We start from the raw sequence: 15043 nt of genomic DNA, 5'->3' as shown, positions 1-15043 counted from the left end.
ATCTGTATACTTAGAGGGCATTATAACCTGGATTAAACTACCAGGGTTACTTGATTACTTTTTGAACTTCACGATGACTGACTACTGAAGTAATTGCAGTAGTTTCAGGCATTATATTACTTGCCATTTGGACAGTGACTTAAAAGTATTTATAGAAACAATTTCTTTACGCAACAGAAGCAGTTGATATTCTGAACAGTGAGTAAAGTTTTTGCTATCCATAAATGCTTTTTTTATAGTCTGAGTAAACGTAATTATCGAAAGGAGTCTAATTTGGTATGAAAGACGACATACCGAAAAAGAAAAAAACTTTAGGATTATTTGATTTATCAATTTTAGGAATCGGTGCCATTATCGGCACGGGAATTTTAGTTTTAACCGGAATTGTAGCGGCACAAGATTCGGGACCAGCAGTTACTTTATCATTTTTAATTGCCGCTGTTGCTAGCGGGCTAATCGGCTTATGTTATGCAGAGCTGGCCACCAGTTTGCCTAACTCAGGGAGTGCCTTTTTCTATGCTTGGGTTTCCGTGGGTAACTTTGCGGCCTTTTTAGCAGGATGGACATTAATTGGCGTCTATATTACTACTACTGCGACAGTGGCAAATGGCTGGACCGGTTATTTTAGTTCTTTCCTTGGAGAATTAAACGTTAAACTACCACAAAGCATGCTGGCAGCCCCTAGCAATGGTGGAATTATAAATCTTCCAGCAGTTTTAATGGTATTATTAATTACTTTTGTGCTAACTAGGGGCACTAGTCAGAGCAAAATTGTTAATAATATCTTGGTCGGTGTTAAATTAACCATTATTTTGTTATTTATTATCATTAGTTTTCGTGATATAAATTTAGCCAATTATCGACCATTTTTCCCGTATGGCGTTAGTGGAGTCTTTGGAGGTGCTTCAGCAGTATTCTTTTCCTTTTTAGGCTTTGATGCTTTAGCAACCTCAGCAGAAGATGCTAAAAATGTGAACAAAACATTACTACGAGCTATCTTGATTTCGTTATCATTGTCTACATTACTTTATATTGTAGTCGGCTTAGTTATGACAGGTGTTGTCAAATATAAATACCTTAATGTTTCTGAAGCAATGTCTTACGTTCTGTTAACCAAAGGGCATACTTTTATTGCAGAAATAGTATCATTTGGTGCAATATTAGGGATTATGGCAGTAGTGTTTGCGTTTATCTATGCTGGCTCAAACATTATTAAGTCAATGAGTCGTAACCAGTTTTTACCTAGTAAACTGGCGCAAGTTAACCAAGCAACCTATAGTCCAAATCGAGCCATTTGGCTAGTCGGTAGTTTGGCAGCGATTTTAGCAGGGGAATTTGATTTGCATTATCTGGCGTTGATTGCCAACGTTGGTTCATTATTAGTATTTCTACTAATTTCAGTAATTGTTATTGTCATGCGCAAAAAGTCACCAGAGTTGGAGCGTCCCTTTAAGATCCCTGGTGGAGCAACAATTCCAACGCTATCAGTACTTATTTGTCTGATTTTGCTAGTAAATATTTCAGTAACAGCTTGGATGAGCTATGTTATTTGGATAGCAGTAGGTTTGGTTATCTATATGTTATATACGAAAAAGTATGCTCAGGTATTTGATAAATAAATGTTATTATGATTCCGTAATGCAAAGAGAAATGCAAATAAGCCTTCAAGTTTATTCGAACTTGAAGGCTTATTTTGTATTGTACATTACGGTTTTCTTTAGTTAATTCCTTTACTTTTCATATTCCCCGGTAATCCGGTTGGCCTTTTGAACCTGGTTAGTAGCTGGATTGAACTTGTACATCCCGTCAAGGTGAGAGATGTTTGGATCACCATTACTGTTGCGCACCTCTACTTGGTATTCACCTTGAGCATTTGCCGGGCTGATCATGTACTGGGTTCCCCGAGCGTTGTCCACACCGCTTGCCTTGATAAACTGGTTGACAATGTCTGATTCCGGAGCATTGGTGTACGCATTTGCCTGCCCAGCATAGCTTGCTTTGGTGTTGACACTAGCTACCTGACTATTACTGGTAGTCTGTGAACTTGCACTAGCAACGCTTGGCTGAACGGCACGATTCTCACTGACTGCCTTGGCACTGCTGGAGTTGGCTGCCTTTTTATTGGAGGATTGTGCAAGTTTAGTAGTTTGGGGGTGGTTAACCTTTGAACTCGGTGCAGCACTATTATTAGCGCAACCTGCTAACCCCAATGCCATCAAAGCGACTAATGAACCACTGATAATTTTTTTCTTCATTGTAATCATGATTACAACCCCCAATTCTCTCAGCTATTATTGTTTAGAATTTGAACTGATAGTTAATTAATAATTTCTTTACATGTATATTGTAATACTTTTGAAACAATTATGTAATAGTTTAGTCACGTTATTTTAAAATTCTTGCTTTTTTCGCCAAAGGGAGTAAACTACATAATCGTTAAGCACCTAACGATTATGTACCAAACTAATAAGGAGGATGGACGTGGAAATAACGGATGACCAATTTTTTAAGCAGCTTTACTGCGTCATTGGCGAACTTCACCAGATCGCGCAAACCCAGCTTGCAAAACAGGCCACCTTTCGCGGACAGGGACGCCTGATTTTTTTACTTGCTAATAATGAGGGGGTCTCGCAGCGGGAACTCGCGACCTTGGCCCGTGTCAAACCAGGGTCGATTAGCGAAGTCCTTGAGCGGCTTGAAAAAGACCAGCTCGTTGAGCGGTGGCGCGACCAGCAGGACCGCCGAATTGTCCGCGTAAAGCTAACCGCAAAGGGGCAACAAATGCACCTAAAGAACTTGCGGGCCCGGCAAGAGTTCGAGCGACAACTCCTGCGAAACGTTTCGGCAACGGAACGGGCGGCCTTTGTCCAGGTCTTGCAAAAAATTCATCGTGAAATGACAACCCACTATGGCGAACTAATGCCGAAACACTGCAAGGATGGTGAAAAAGATTGATTAAAATTGCAAGAAAGAACCTCGTTGGCTGGGCGACCACCTTAGCGGTACTTTTCCTGCTGATTCAAGTAGCGTGTGATCTCTACCTGCCGACCGTAACCTCTGAATTGGTGGATAAGGGGATCATGCAACGCAACTTTGCCTATATTTGGAAAGACGGCATTTACATGTTAGTGGTCGCGGCAATCGGCCTTGCAGCCGCGGCAGGGAATGTTTATTTTGCTGCTACTCAGGCAATGCAGGTGGGTGAAAAACTTCGCCAGCAAATCTTCCACCGAATTTTACGCTTCTCCAGTAAGGAAATTAACCAGTTTGGTGATTCCTCACTGATAACCCGTTCCACTAACGATATTGTTCAAATCCAAAACGTCATGGTCCAAGTCCTCAGAATGATGCTCCAGTCGCCAATCATGCTGGTGGCGGCTTGTGTCCTGGCCTATGTCCGAGAACCACGGTTGACCCGGGTCTTCTTAATCAGCCTGCCGATTTTGGCAGTTGTCGTGCTGGTGGTAATGTACTTAGCAGTGCCGCTCTTCAAGAGTATTCAAAAGAAGACCGACCGGATTAACCTGGTCTTCCGGGAAGGGCTCACTGGAGTCCGGGTCATCCGGGCCTTTCGCGAGGAGCACCGGGAACAGGCTCGCTTCCAAGCGGCCAACGAGGATTACACCCAGACTGGAATCAAAGCCTTTACACTGGTCTCCTTCCTTTTCCCAGTCATGACCCTGATTCTCAGCCTGACCAACGTTGGGATCATTTTGCTTGGTAGTCACTTAATTGCGGGGATGACCATGCAAGTCGGAAATCTGATTGCCTTTTTGACCTACGCAACCCAAATTATGATCAGCTTTATGATGCTTTCGATGATCTTCGTCTTTGTTCCACGGGCTTCGGCGTCGGCTGCACGGGTCAATGCCGTTCTTGAAGAACCAATTTCAGTCGCTAACGTTCCTGCCGACCAGCAAGTGCAAATTCCCGCTGGGCAACCGGCAAGTCTGAGCTTCGACCACGTTGACTTCCGCTATGAGGGTGCCGAAAAGCTAGCCTTGCACGACTTGAACTTTCGGGTGAAGGCGGGACAAACCCTGGCGATTATTGGCGGTACTGGCTCCGGAAAGTCAACCCTGGTTAACCTGATTCCCCGACTGTTTGACATTGAAAGCGGCGAGATTAAGGTTGATGGCCAGTCAATTAAGCGGTTAAGCCAGCACGACCTGCATAACGCAATCTCAATTACTCAGCAAAAGGCGGTTCTCTTTTCAGGCACGATTCGTTCTAACTTGCAGTTCGGCAACGAAAAAGCCACTGATGAACAGATGTGGCACGCCCTGGAAGTCGCTCAGGCGGCGGACTTTGTCAAAGAAGCAGGGGGCCTGGACACACCGGTTGAACAGGACGGAAGCAACTTTTCTGGTGGCCAGCGGCAAAGGCTCGCCATTGCCCGAACGCTGATTAAGCCTGCTTCAATTTACATCTTTGATGATTCCTTCTCCGCACTGGATTTCAAAACGGATGCTAAACTGCGCTTAGCACTGCGCGATGATCCACAGATCCAACAGGCGGTAACGGTAATCGTTGCCCAGCGGGTTTCAACAGTTGCCGACGCCGACCTGATCCTCGTACTAGATGAAGGGGAGGTCGTCGGTCAGGGTACCCACGATGAATTGCGGGCGGAAAATAAGACCTACCAGCAGATTGTTGAATCGCAAATTCAGAAAGGGGATGAGGAACGTGCATCGCGGACCCAAAAAGATTAGCAAGGCCAAAAACTTCTGGCCCACGACCCGGCGTCTGATTGCCTACCTGCGCCCGTGGAAAGTCGGCGTGGTCCTCTCAATTATTCTCGCCATCACCTCCGTTATTCTGTCGATTATTGCACCGAAAATCTTAGGGGAAGCCACGACCGTCATCTATAACGGGGTCATGAAGGGTTACCATGAAATGCGAATGGGACAGCATTTAACCAGTTTGCCGATTGACTTTCACCGGATTCTGCAAATCGGGATTATCGTAATCCTCCTCTACGTCTTTTCCGGTCTCTTCAGCTTTGCCCAGCAGGTTATCATGACCAGAATTTCACAGCGGGTGGTCTACAAGCTACGGCAGGACCTCAAACAGAAGCTCAGCCGGGTACCGGTGAAATTTTACGATAGCCACAGCAATGGGGATATCATGAGCCGGATGGTCAACGATATGGATAACATTGCCGGGACCCTCCAACAGAGCCTGATTCAGATCCTAACAAGTGTCATTACCTTTGTCGGGGTGTTAATTTTAATGCTGTCCATTAGCTGGCAGCTGACCCTGGTGGCCTTTGTAATGATTCCGCTCAGTTTAGTGGTCGTCGCCTTTGTTGCCCCGACCGCCCAACGACTCTTTAGCCGCCAGCAGGCAGCTTTAGGGAAGATTAACGGACAAGTGGAGGAAACCTATGCGGGGCACACAATCGTTCGAACCTTCAATAAGGAGCATGATGAGGAAGAAAAGTTTGCCCAGAAGAACCATGATTACTACCGGGCTGCCTGGCGGGCGCAGTTCTTCTCCATCCTGATTTTCCCTTTGATGAACTTTATTCGAAACCTTGGCTACCTCCTCGTGGCCGTTGGTGGGGCGCTGGCAGTCATCCGCGGGCAGATTACCCTTGGTAACGTCCAGGCATTTCTGCAGTATACTAACCAGTTTTCACAACCGATTACCCAAATTGCCAACTTGAGCAGTACCATTCAGCAAACCGTGGCGTCAGCGGAGCGAATCTTTGAGGTGCTCGACGCCGAGGAGATGGATAACCAGCTGGTTGCCAGCCAGCCACTGAGCGGCCAGCCGGTTCCCAAGATTGAATTTAAAGACGTCCGCTTCTCCTATAACGACGAACCGCTGATTGAGGACTTTAACTTACGGGCGCAGACCAACCACATGGTGGCGATCGTCGGCCCGACCGGAGCAGGGAAGACGACAATCATCAACCTGCTGGAACGCTTCTATGAGGTCCAAGGGGGCCATATCTACCTCGATGGCCGGGACACCCGGTCCATGACCAGGGATGACCTGCGCAAGCACATTGGGATGGTCCTCCAAGACACCTGGCTGTTTACTGGCACCATCTTTGAGAACATCAAATACGGTCGTGAGGATGCAACCGCTGAAGAGGTGTATCGGGCTGCCAAGATGGCCTATGCCGACAGTTTTATTCGGGAGCTGCCGGATGGCTACCAGACCGTGCTAAACGAGTCGGCCTCCAATATTTCACAGGGTCAGCGGCAGCTGCTGACGATTGCCCGGGCATTCCTTGCAAACCCCGAAATCCTGATTTTGGATGAGGCCACCAGTTCGGTCGATACCCGGACGGAAGCACTGATCCAGACGGCAATGAATGATTTGCAGAAGAACCGGACTAGCTTTGTGGTTGCCCACCGCCTGTCGACCATTCGCAACGCCGAGCAGATTGTGGTGGTAAACCACGGGCACATCATTGAGACCGGGAACCACGACCAATTGATGGCAAAAAACGGCTTTTATGCTGACCTTTACAATAGTCAGTTCCTTGGTAATAATATTTAGTAAAAGTAATATGGGGAGAGCGGTAAAACGAGCTTGCCTAGTTTGCTGTCTCTTTCCCATCGCCGCACAGCTGGCGTGTCAGGGCGGATGCCGACTCATCAGCACTTGAACTGCCGGCCGGCGACAGCGCTGCTGTATTACTATACTTTAAAAAACAGATAAGAGGCTGGGAAAAGTCCTAGCCTCTATTTTAGAAGGGAATAACTATGAAGCATTTTACCAAAACGGTGGCCCAACTGAACGCACTGGCTGATGACGGGATTGTTCCCGGAATCAACTACCTGCTTTTTCAGGGCCAAGAGAGTATTCGGGAGACCAGGGGGTTCGCCCAGACCCGGCCCGTTCCTGAAATATTGACACCGGACATGCAGTATGACCTCGCCTCCCTCACTAAGGTGCTAGGGACGGTGCCGGTGATTATGATGCTGGTCCAGGAGGGGAAAATTGCAATTGATGACCCGGTTCAGAAGTACCTGCCCGAATTTGGGGATGCCCGGCCGACGATCCGTCACCTGCTGACCCATACTTCCGGGATCAGCGGCTATATTCCGCACCGTGACCAGTTGAGCCCGCAGGAATTGAAGCAGGCCTTTCTCAGTCAGCAACGGGTGGACAGTTCGTTTAACCGTCAGATTCGCTACGCCGACGTTAATTTTCTGTACCTCGGTTGGATTATCGAGGCGGTCTGCCGCCAGCCAGTTCAAACTGTGATTACAGAGCGGGTCCTGCGTCCGCTGGGGCTGGCCGGGGCGACCTTCCACCCGGCTGCCGACCGGTGCGTCCCCACCGAAATTCAACCCGGCCGGGGGCTAATTCGCGGGAGCGTCCATGATCCTAAGGCCTTTATTTTAGGCGCGCACTGTGGCTGTGCGGGCCTGTTTGCAAGCATGGAGGACCTGGAACAATTCAGCCACGCCTTGATTGAAACCAACCTGGCGGGATTGCTTACGTCGAAGACCGTTGATTGCCTCTTCCGTGATCAAACACCGCTTTCTGGCCCCCACAGCCGGTCTTTTGGCTGGAAACTGCTGCATTCGCGTGCAGCTGACCGCCACCTGTTAATCAGCCACACTGGTTTTACGGGGACCTGGATGATTCTGGACCGGCAGACCGACCAGGGAATGATCGTCCTCACCAACCGGGTGCACCCTACCGCGAAGAACCAGGCCTACCTTGACCGTCGGGACCACATCTTTGCAAGCTACTTGGCGGAAATGCAAACGGCCTAATTTTTATTCACCGCTGTTAAAGCCATAAGCAGCCGGTAGTGGGAACTGCTGGCCATTGACAAGCATTAGCGAAGTGTTTATCATATTTAATAAATTATCTTTAGTATGAATAAAAAAGCTCAAGCCAAGGAGGGGGAGCTGATATGGACCGCAAAGAGCGCCGTCGCTTTATTGTACAGTTAGTTAATGAGAGAAAAATCGAAACCCAGGATGAGCTGCTGCAGCTGCTTACCGACGCCGGAATTGAAACTACTCAGGCGACGATTTCGCGTGATATCCATACCTTGAATATCGTCAAGGCCAGCGACGCCAATGGTCATACCTACTACGTCCAACTGCAAAAGGATCCGGCACATAACTATGACCGTCTTTATCTAGGTATCCGCAATAACGTGCGGACGATTGAGACGGTTCAGTTTATCAACGTGGTCAAAACAGAACTAAACTCGAGTTATGCGACTATTTTAGCCGGGATGTTTGATGAGTTGGACGTGCCGGAGGTAATTGGCACCCTGGCGGGGAATGATACACTGATCCTAATCAGTAAGACCCCGGAGGACGCACAGAAGGTATATCAGCTGATCATGGACCACATGAATGGCTAGGCTAGATGGATATAATAATATTAAAGCGGCCTCGAGAATCATTCTCGAGGCCGCTTGTCATTTTAAAATGTTGGTTTGATTTGTAAGGACTTGGCAGCTGTCAAATCCGCTTCCGGATACTTATTCTGCAGGGCCGTCAGCAGGAGGTGCTTGGCAATTTCACCGTTCCGGGTCAGGATTGGCCCGTGAAAGTAGGAACAGTAAACTTCCTTATAAATCGCACCTTCCGTTCCGTCCTCACCGTTATTGCCGTTACCAGTGACCACGGTGCCCAGCGGCCGCTCGCCCTCTCCAAGAAAGGTCCGCCCGTTATGGTTCTCGAAGCCATGGTACTCTTGCCCGTTCTCCTCATTTTTTATGGTGATATCACCGATGAAACGGTTGTGGTCCTGGCTAAGCGTGTAGTGATCCAGCAGACCCAAGCCAGGAATCTTTTCGCCATTGGCACCGATGTAGTAGTGGCCCAACAGTTGGTAGCCACCACAGATTGCCAGGAGGGGCTTATTGTCATCAATGAACTTCTTGATTGCTGCCCGTTTCTGGGGGAGGTCTTTAGCAACCACGACCTGCTCGTAGTCCTGGCCGCCACCAAACAGGGCGAGGTCGAAGTGATCAGGATCAAAGTGATCGTCAATGCTGATGACCTGGACGTCAATGTCAGCGTTCATCTGCTGGGCGTAGTAGCGTAAGGCAATAATGTTGCCCACATCGCTGTACGTATTCAGCAGGTTGCCGTAGAGGTGGGCAAGACGTAAGTGGTACTTTGCCATTAGTCCATTCCTCCTTTGATATACTTTTGCTCGGCTAGCAGTTTCCGTAGCTGGATAACCGCCGTATAGGTTGCCAGAAGGTAGACACGCTTTGTCGGCATTTCCTTGATTTTCTGAACCACCTGTTCCAGGTTTGGCTCTTCCCAGAGCTTAGTCACCCCGGCCATTTCCAAGCGGGTACTGATATCCCGGTACCGTTCGCCACCTGCCAGGTACTGACGGACGTCTGCCTGAGCGAACTGCTCGAAGTTGCCGTCCCAGATCCAGCTGGTGTCGATTCCGTCGGCATAGTGCGCGTTGAGGAGGAAACCCAGGCTGAATGGTTCGCGGTCGGTAGCAATCATATTGAGGACCTGGTTGAGACCCACCGGGTTCTTAACCAAAATCAGGTTAACCTCCTTGCCGTCAATATCAATCACTTCCTGGCGGCCAAAGACCCGTTCATCACGCTCGAAGGCTTCCTTGATTTGCTGGGGGCTGACGCCAAACTGCCGGCCGACGGCATAGGCCGCGAGGGCGTTATAAATATTATAAAGGCCACCAACGTTGATGGTGTACTCGTGACCGTCAATTTCAAAGGTTGATTTAGTGGGGGTCAGTTCAGCCAGCTTTGTCACCGCGTAGGTTAACTGTGGCCGGTGAAAACCGCAGTGGGGGCAGAAGTAGTCCCCTAAACCAGCGTATGTTCGCAGGTGGTAGCGGAGGATGTGCTGACACTTTGGACAGAGCAGCCCATCGGTATTAGCCGGAGCATCAAAGGCCTCCCGGTGTTCATGGGCAAAACCGTAGTAGACAACCGGGTTTGGCAAGTCGCGGCTGTGGAAGAGCTGCTCGTCACCATTGGTAATCACAGTCGCCTGGGGTGCCCGCCGTACCCCCGCGAGGATTTTATCATAGGTAGTGTAGATTTCGCCGTAACGGTCCATCTGGTCACGAAAAATATTGGTAAAGACGAAGGCCACGGGTTTAATAAACTGGGTCACCTTCACCACGTTGGCCTCGTCAACCTCGAGGATTGCGAGCCCCTTTCGGTGGGGGCGGGGGGCTGTAATAAAGGTCGTAACGATTCCCTGCTCCATGTTAGAGCCGGTCGGGTTAGTCAAAACCTGTTCATACTTCGTGCGCAGGACTCGGGTACTCAGGGCTGTAGTGAGGGTCTTGCCGTTAGTCCCGGTAACGATGATCAGGTCGTAGCGTTTACTAAAACTGCTTAAAATATGGGGATCAATCAGTAAAGTTAGTTGACCAGGCAGTGAACTGCCTCCATTGCGAAAGCGGTGCAGGAACCAGTAGCTGGACCGGCCGACCGTTTCGGCAATTGTACTGCGAATAGACATTAAATTAACTCCTTCCTACTCCCAAAGGAAATAATGATTCCTTATTCTAACCTTATTGTTCGAAAAATAAAAGTGATTAAGTTAGAATGGGGCACGGGATGAGGGAAGTATTTAAAAGCCCCGGTCTTTCAGATATAATGAAATTACTATGCGAAAAAAGGAGCAAGTAGACGTGGCACAGCTATTTTTCAAATACGGTGCAATGAATTCGGGGAAGTCCATTGACATCCTCAAGGTTGCCCATAACTATGAGGAGCAGGGTAAGCCGGTAGTACTGATGACCAGTGGGGTCGATAACCGCTCTGGACAAGGGATTATCGCCAGTCGGATCGGCCTGAAACGCCGGGTGCAGCCAGTCATGGATGACACTAATATTTATAATTATGTTAAGAATATTGACCACCACGTTTATTGCGTGTTGATTGATGAAGCCCAGTTTTTAAAAAAGGCGCATATCTTACAGCTAATCAGGATTGTGGATGACCTCAACATTCCCGTGATGGCGTTTGGCCTCAAGAATGACTTCCGCAATGAGCTCTTTGAGGGCTCGAAGTACCTTTTGATTTACGCTGATAAGATTGAGGAAATGAAAACGATTTGCTGGTTCTGCCCGCACAAGGCAACGATGAACCTGCGGATTCATGATGGCAAGCCAGTCTACGAGGGTGAGCAGGTCCAGATTGGCGGGAATGAGTCGTACTATCCGGTCTGCCGTAAGCACTACTTTCACCCAGTATTAGAGAAGAAAGAGGAGGATTAACCAATGGAAATTTCAGAAATCTTCGATAAACTCCAGGCGGTTGCTGACCGGTACGATGAGCTAAACGAACTGATCAGCGACCCAGAGGTGATCGCGGATTCCCAACGCTTCATGAAGTTATCAAAGGAAGAGGGGAGCCTGCGTGAAACCGTTGAAAAGTATAACGAATATAAGCAGGTTACCCAAACCATCAAGGATGACGAGGAAATGCTTCGGGAGACCGACGACCCGGACCTGGCGGCGATGACGAAAGACGAACTGGCGGAATCCAAGGACCGGCAAGAACAATTGGAAAAGGAACTGGAAGTCCTGCTGATTCCTAAGGATCCGAATGATGATAAGAACATCATCATGGAAATCCGTGGAGCTGCCGGTGGGGACGAAGCCAGCCTCTTTGCGGCCGACCTCTATAATATGTACCTTCACTACGCGGAAAAGCAGGGCTGGAAGGTCGAAGTGGTCGATAAAAACGAGACCGAAGTCGGCGGCTTTAAGGAAATTGCCCTGATGATTACCGGGAATAATGTCTACTCCAAGTTGAAGTTTGAAAACGGCGCGCACCGGGTCCAGCGGGTACCGGTAACTGAGTCCGCCGGCCGGGTTCACACCTCCACTGCAACCGTCGGGGTGATGCCAGAAGCTGAGGACGTGGATGTGGATATTGATCCAAAGGATATTCGGGTTGATGTTTACCGGTCCAGTGGTGCCGGTGGTCAGCACGTCAACAAGACCTCGTCCGCGGTCCGGATGACCCACTTGCCAACTGGAATCGTGGTCGCCATGCAAGACGAGCGGTCCCAGCAGCAAAACCGGGCCAAGGCGATGCGGATTTTGAAGTCGCGGGTCTATGACTACTACCAGCAAAAAGAACAAAGTGCATACGATGAACAGCGGAAGAATGCTATCGGAACGGGGGACCGTTCCGAACGGATCCGGACTTACAACTACCCGCAAAACCGGGTAACTGACCACCGGATTGGCCTGACCCTCAACAAGCTGGATAAGATCATGGCGGGGGAATTAGATGAAATTATCGAGGCCCTGATCGTGGCAGACCAGGCCGAAAAGCTGGAGCAGCTGCGGAATGAATAGCCAGCCTTGGACATACTTTGCCGCCCAGCGGTGGGCAGCCAGACAGCTGGCGGCGAGTGAGATTGACCCGCATGCACCGCAGTTTTTACTAGAACAGCGGCATGGCTGGGACACTACCCACTTGCTACTGCATAACCGGGACGTAATGCCGGCTGCGGAGGCCGAATGGTTCCGCACGGCAGTTGACCAACTGCTCAACCACGTTCCGGCCCAGTACATCGTTGGGCAGACAACGTTTTATGGACGCCAATTCAAGGTCACACCAGCGGTTCTGGTGCCGGAAGCAGAGACGGCCGAACTGGTCGACTGGGTCCTTGCTAGCCAGCCCGCCGACCATCAGCTGCGCGTGCTGGATTTGGGGACTGGTAGCGGGGTAATCGGGATCACCCTTGCTTTGGAACGCCCCCGCTGGTCGGTAACATTGAGCGATATTTCATCGGCAGCCCTGGCAGTGGCCCGGGAAAATGTTCGACAGCACCAGTTGTCGTTGCCACTGGTGGAGAGCGACCTCTTTACGAACTTGGCAGGCCAGCGCTATGACCTGATCGTGACTAATCCGCCCTACATTGACCCTGTCGACACGGCGGTGATGGATCAGGCAGTGCTGGACCACGAACCGCCAATTGCCCTCTTTGCTGATGAACACGGTTTAGGCTTTTACCGCCGGCTCTTTGAGCTTGCTGGCAACTACCTGCGGCCGGGCGGACAGCTCTTTGGTGAGACGGGTTATGACCAAGAAAAGAGTATTCAAGCACTGTTGAAGCAGTGTGATCAACAGGCCCAGCTGGCAGTACGCCATGATGTGGCCGGTAAAATGAGGATGATACACGCATGGGATTTTTCTGGCACAGGAGGAAATTAGCAAGAATGAATACGAAGATTTATCAGCTAAACCAAATTGACGAAGCCGCTGCCGCCATTCAGCGGGGGGAGCTGGTAGCCTTCCCGACGGAGACGGTTTACGGCTTAGGTGCTGACGCCACGAACGAGCCAGCGGTAAAGAATGTTTACCTGGCTAAGGGACGGCCAAGCGACAACCCGCTGATTGTCCACGTAAATTCGGTGGCGATGGTGGAAAAGTACGCGGCAGAAATTCCGGCCAACGCCCGCAAACTGATGGCCGCGTTTTGGCCCGGTTCCTTGACGATCATTCTGAAAATCAAGAAGGGCGCACTCTCCAAGACGGTGACCGGCGGATTGTCTACGGTTGCCTTCCGCTTCCCGGATAACCAGCCGACGCTCGACCTGATTGGCAAAGCCGGTGTCCCGATTGTGGGCCCGTCAGCTAATACTTCGGGCAAACCGAGCCCGACGACCGCCCAGCATGTCTACCATGACTTGAATGGTAAGATCACTGGAATCTTGGATGATGGACCGACCCGGGTTGGGGTAGAATCGACGGTCTTGGATATGTCCACTGCGACCCCGGTAATTTTACGGCCGGGTGCCGTTACCAAGCAGGACATCGAAGGAGTAATCGGGTCAATCGACCTTAACCACCATAAGGTTGGCAAGAACGAAACACCGAAAGCTCCCGGAATGAAGTACAAGCACTACGCCCCGAGCGCTCAGGTTTACATTGTCGACGAGGGGACTGACTGGGCTAAAGTTGCCAAGTGGGTTGCCCAACAACCGTTTGACGTTGGGGTAATGGCTGAAGAACGAATCCTTCAGCAACTGACCCTGCCGATGAATGCCGTCCAGTTCTCGTTGGGAACCGGGGTTGAAGACGCCAGTGCCCGTCTATTTGACGGCTTGCGGGGGTTTGATGACCAGCCAAATGTCAAGGCAATCGTCACGGAGGCCTTTACCGCGAAGAACCTGGGCCGGGCCTACATGAACCGGCTCAATAAGTCGGCCGGTGGGGTTCACTTTGACCCGGCGCAAGTAAAATAATGAGCAAAGAAACGAAAAAATCTGGTGAGGAGCTAACAACTTCTCATTTTTTTTGGTAAAATAGTGGAGAAATTCAAAGGAGTGTTTTTGGCATGGGTAAATTCGAAGTTATGGATCACCCACTGATCCAGCATAAGTTGACGATGATTCGTGATAAGAACGTCGGAACAAAATTTTTCCGGGAAACGGTGAAGGAAATCTCAACCCTGATGGCGTACGAGGTGGCACGGGATATGCCGCTCAAAGACGTTGAGGTCGAGACACCAATTGCCAAGACCACTAAGAAGGAACTAGCCGGGAAAAAGGTTGCCATTATTCCAATCCTCCGGGCCGGGCTCGGCATGGTTGATGGGATGACGGACCTGATTCCGGCAGCTAAGATTGGCTTTATTGGAATGTATCGGGATGAAAAGACGCTCAAGCCGCACGAGTACTTTGTCAAGCTGCCCAACGATATTACTGAGCGGCAGCTATTCATCGTCGACCCGATGCTGGCAACCGGTGGTTCTGCCATGATGGCCATTGAAGCCCTGAAGAAGCGGGGTTGCCAGGAGAAGAACATGAAGTTTGCCTGCCTGGTAGCTGCACCTGAAGGGGTTAAGGCGGTTCGGGAAGCCTACCCTGACGTGGATATTTACGCCGCGGGCCTGGATGATCACCTCAACGCTGATGGCTATATTGTTCCAGGATTAGGGGATGCCGGTGACCGGCTCTTCGGAACCAAGTAGACTGTTCAATGTGAAAGAAAGCAACCGTTACGAAAAGGTAAAACTTACGGACGGTTGCTTTTTTATTGTTCAGAAAAGGGTACAATGACAATTAGTTTGAAATGAAGGGGATG

The 15043-nt window shown here is 49.8% G+C and carries 14 protein-coding genes; 11 read left to right on the top strand and 3 right to left on the bottom strand.

The window, feature by feature from the left end; all coding sequences use genetic code 11:
• Positions 1–278: 278 nt before the first annotated feature.
• On the top strand, positions 279–1619 hold the full coding sequence (locus tag FC49_RS07225) for an APC family permease (RefSeq protein WP_056984664.1): 1341 nt from the start codon (positions 279–281) through the stop codon (positions 1617–1619).
• 111 nt (positions 1620–1730) lie between these two features.
• On the opposite strand, the gene FC49_RS07220 is transcribed toward FC49_RS07225, so the two are convergent.
• Positions 1731–2264 (bottom strand): hypothetical protein, encoded by a 534-nt coding sequence (locus FC49_RS07220; protein ID WP_056984663.1) that lies wholly within the window; start codon positions 2262–2264, stop codon positions 1731–1733.
• Positions 2265–2481: 217 nt separating this feature from the next.
• Between FC49_RS07220 and FC49_RS07215 the strand changes: the two genes are divergently transcribed.
• The 5 genes from FC49_RS07215 (at position 2482) to FC49_RS07195 (ending at position 8347) form a co-directional block, all read left to right on the top strand.
• A complete protein-coding gene (locus FC49_RS07215) occupies positions 2482–2955 on the top strand; it encodes a MarR family winged helix-turn-helix transcriptional regulator (RefSeq protein WP_003712841.1) in 474 nt (157 codons plus the stop codon).
• On the top strand, positions 2952–4712 hold the full coding sequence (locus FC49_RS07210; RefSeq protein ID WP_056984662.1) for an ABC transporter ATP-binding protein: 1761 nt from the start codon (positions 2952–2954) through the stop codon (positions 4710–4712). The genes FC49_RS07215 and FC49_RS07210 overlap by 4 nt, the downstream gene beginning before the upstream one ends.
• The gene (locus tag FC49_RS07205) at positions 4678–6513 is read left to right on the top strand and encodes an ABC transporter ATP-binding protein (protein WP_056984661.1); all 1836 of its coding nucleotides are present in this window, start codon (positions 4678–4680) and stop codon (positions 6511–6513) included. Before FC49_RS07210 ends, FC49_RS07205 begins: the two co-directional genes overlap by 35 nt.
• Positions 6514–6719: 206 nt before the next feature.
• Positions 6720–7742, top strand: coding sequence for a serine hydrolase domain-containing protein (locus FC49_RS07200; RefSeq protein WP_056984660.1), 1023 nt, complete (start codon positions 6720–6722; stop codon positions 7740–7742).
• A 143-nt stretch (positions 7743–7885) separates the two neighbouring features.
• A complete protein-coding gene (locus FC49_RS07195; protein ID WP_056984659.1) occupies positions 7886–8347 on the top strand; it encodes an arginine repressor in 462 nt (153 codons plus the stop codon).
• Positions 8348–8409: 62 nt separating this feature from the next.
• On the opposite strand, the gene FC49_RS07190 is transcribed toward FC49_RS07195, so the two are convergent.
• A complete protein-coding gene (locus FC49_RS07190) occupies positions 8410–9117 on the bottom strand; it encodes a type 1 glutamine amidotransferase (protein ID WP_003716151.1) in 708 nt (235 codons plus the stop codon).
• Complete coding sequence (locus FC49_RS07185; protein ID WP_003715996.1) at positions 9117–10454, bottom strand: Mur ligase family protein; 1338 nt, start codon at positions 10452–10454, stop codon at positions 9117–9119. The genes FC49_RS07190 and FC49_RS07185 overlap by 1 nt, the downstream gene beginning before the upstream one ends.
• 172 nt (positions 10455–10626) lie before the next feature.
• Between FC49_RS07185 and FC49_RS07180 the strand changes: the two genes are divergently transcribed.
• From FC49_RS07180 to upp, 5 genes are all read left to right on the top strand, one after another.
• On the top strand, positions 10627–11214 hold the full coding sequence (locus tag FC49_RS07180) for a thymidine kinase (protein ID WP_003712862.1): 588 nt from the start codon (positions 10627–10629) through the stop codon (positions 11212–11214).
• 3 nt (positions 11215–11217) lie between these two features.
• Positions 11218–12306: a peptide chain release factor 1 gene (gene prfA / locus FC49_RS07175; protein WP_056984658.1), complete on the top strand. Its 1089-nt coding sequence runs from the start codon at positions 11218–11220 to the stop codon at positions 12304–12306.
• Complete coding sequence (gene prmC, locus FC49_RS07170) at positions 12299–13168, top strand: peptide chain release factor N(5)-glutamine methyltransferase (protein WP_056984657.1); 870 nt, start codon at positions 12299–12301, stop codon at positions 13166–13168. The genes prfA and prmC overlap by 8 nt, the downstream gene beginning before the upstream one ends.
• 5 nt (positions 13169–13173) lie before the next feature.
• The gene (locus tag FC49_RS07165; RefSeq protein ID WP_056984656.1) at positions 13174–14202 is read left to right on the top strand and encodes an L-threonylcarbamoyladenylate synthase; all 1029 of its coding nucleotides are present in this window, start codon (positions 13174–13176) and stop codon (positions 14200–14202) included.
• A gap of 92 nt (positions 14203–14294) precedes the next feature.
• Positions 14295–14930 (top strand): uracil phosphoribosyltransferase, encoded by a 636-nt coding sequence (gene upp, locus FC49_RS07160; RefSeq protein ID WP_003712850.1) that lies wholly within the window; start codon positions 14295–14297, stop codon positions 14928–14930.
• The last annotated feature ends 113 nt before the right edge of the window (positions 14931–15043 follow it).

This window comes from Limosilactobacillus oris DSM 4864, assembly GCF_001434465.1.
Classification (GTDB): domain Bacteria; phylum Bacillota; class Bacilli; order Lactobacillales; family Lactobacillaceae; genus Limosilactobacillus; species Limosilactobacillus oris.
Note: the sequence above shows the minus strand (reverse complement) of the source record. Positions and strands in the feature narration are given on the sequence as shown.

Bases quoted from the DNA above. Each gene is read 5' to 3' on its own strand.
- FC49_RS07225 (WP_056984664.1), top strand. From the start codon at position 279: ATGAAAGACGACATACCGAAAAAGAAAAAAACTTTAGGATTATTTGAT.
- FC49_RS07220 (WP_056984663.1), bottom strand. From the start codon at position 2,264: ATGATTACAATGAAGAAAAAAATTATCAGTGGTTCATTAGTCGCTTTG.
- FC49_RS07205 (WP_056984661.1), top strand. From the start codon at position 4,678: ATGAGGAACGTGCATCGCGGACCCAAAAAGATTAGCAAGGCCAAAAAC.
- FC49_RS07200 (WP_056984660.1), top strand. From the start codon at position 6,720: ATGAAGCATTTTACCAAAACGGTGGCCCAACTGAACGCACTGGCTGAT.
- FC49_RS07195 (WP_056984659.1), top strand. From the start codon at position 7,886: ATGGACCGCAAAGAGCGCCGTCGCTTTATTGTACAGTTAGTTAATGAG.
- FC49_RS07190 (WP_003716151.1), bottom strand. From the start codon at position 9,117: ATGGCAAAGTACCACTTACGTCTTGCCCACCTCTACGGCAACCTGCTG.
- FC49_RS07185 (WP_003715996.1), bottom strand. From the start codon at position 10,454: ATGTCTATTCGCAGTACAATTGCCGAAACGGTCGGCCGGTCCAGCTAC.
- prfA (WP_056984658.1), top strand. From the start codon at position 11,218: ATGGAAATTTCAGAAATCTTCGATAAACTCCAGGCGGTTGCTGACCGG.
- prmC (WP_056984657.1), top strand. From the start codon at position 12,299: ATGAATAGCCAGCCTTGGACATACTTTGCCGCCCAGCGGTGGGCAGCC.
- FC49_RS07165 (WP_056984656.1), top strand. From the start codon at position 13,174: ATGAATACGAAGATTTATCAGCTAAACCAAATTGACGAAGCCGCTGCC.
- upp (WP_003712850.1), top strand. From the start codon at position 14,295: ATGGGTAAATTCGAAGTTATGGATCACCCACTGATCCAGCATAAGTTG.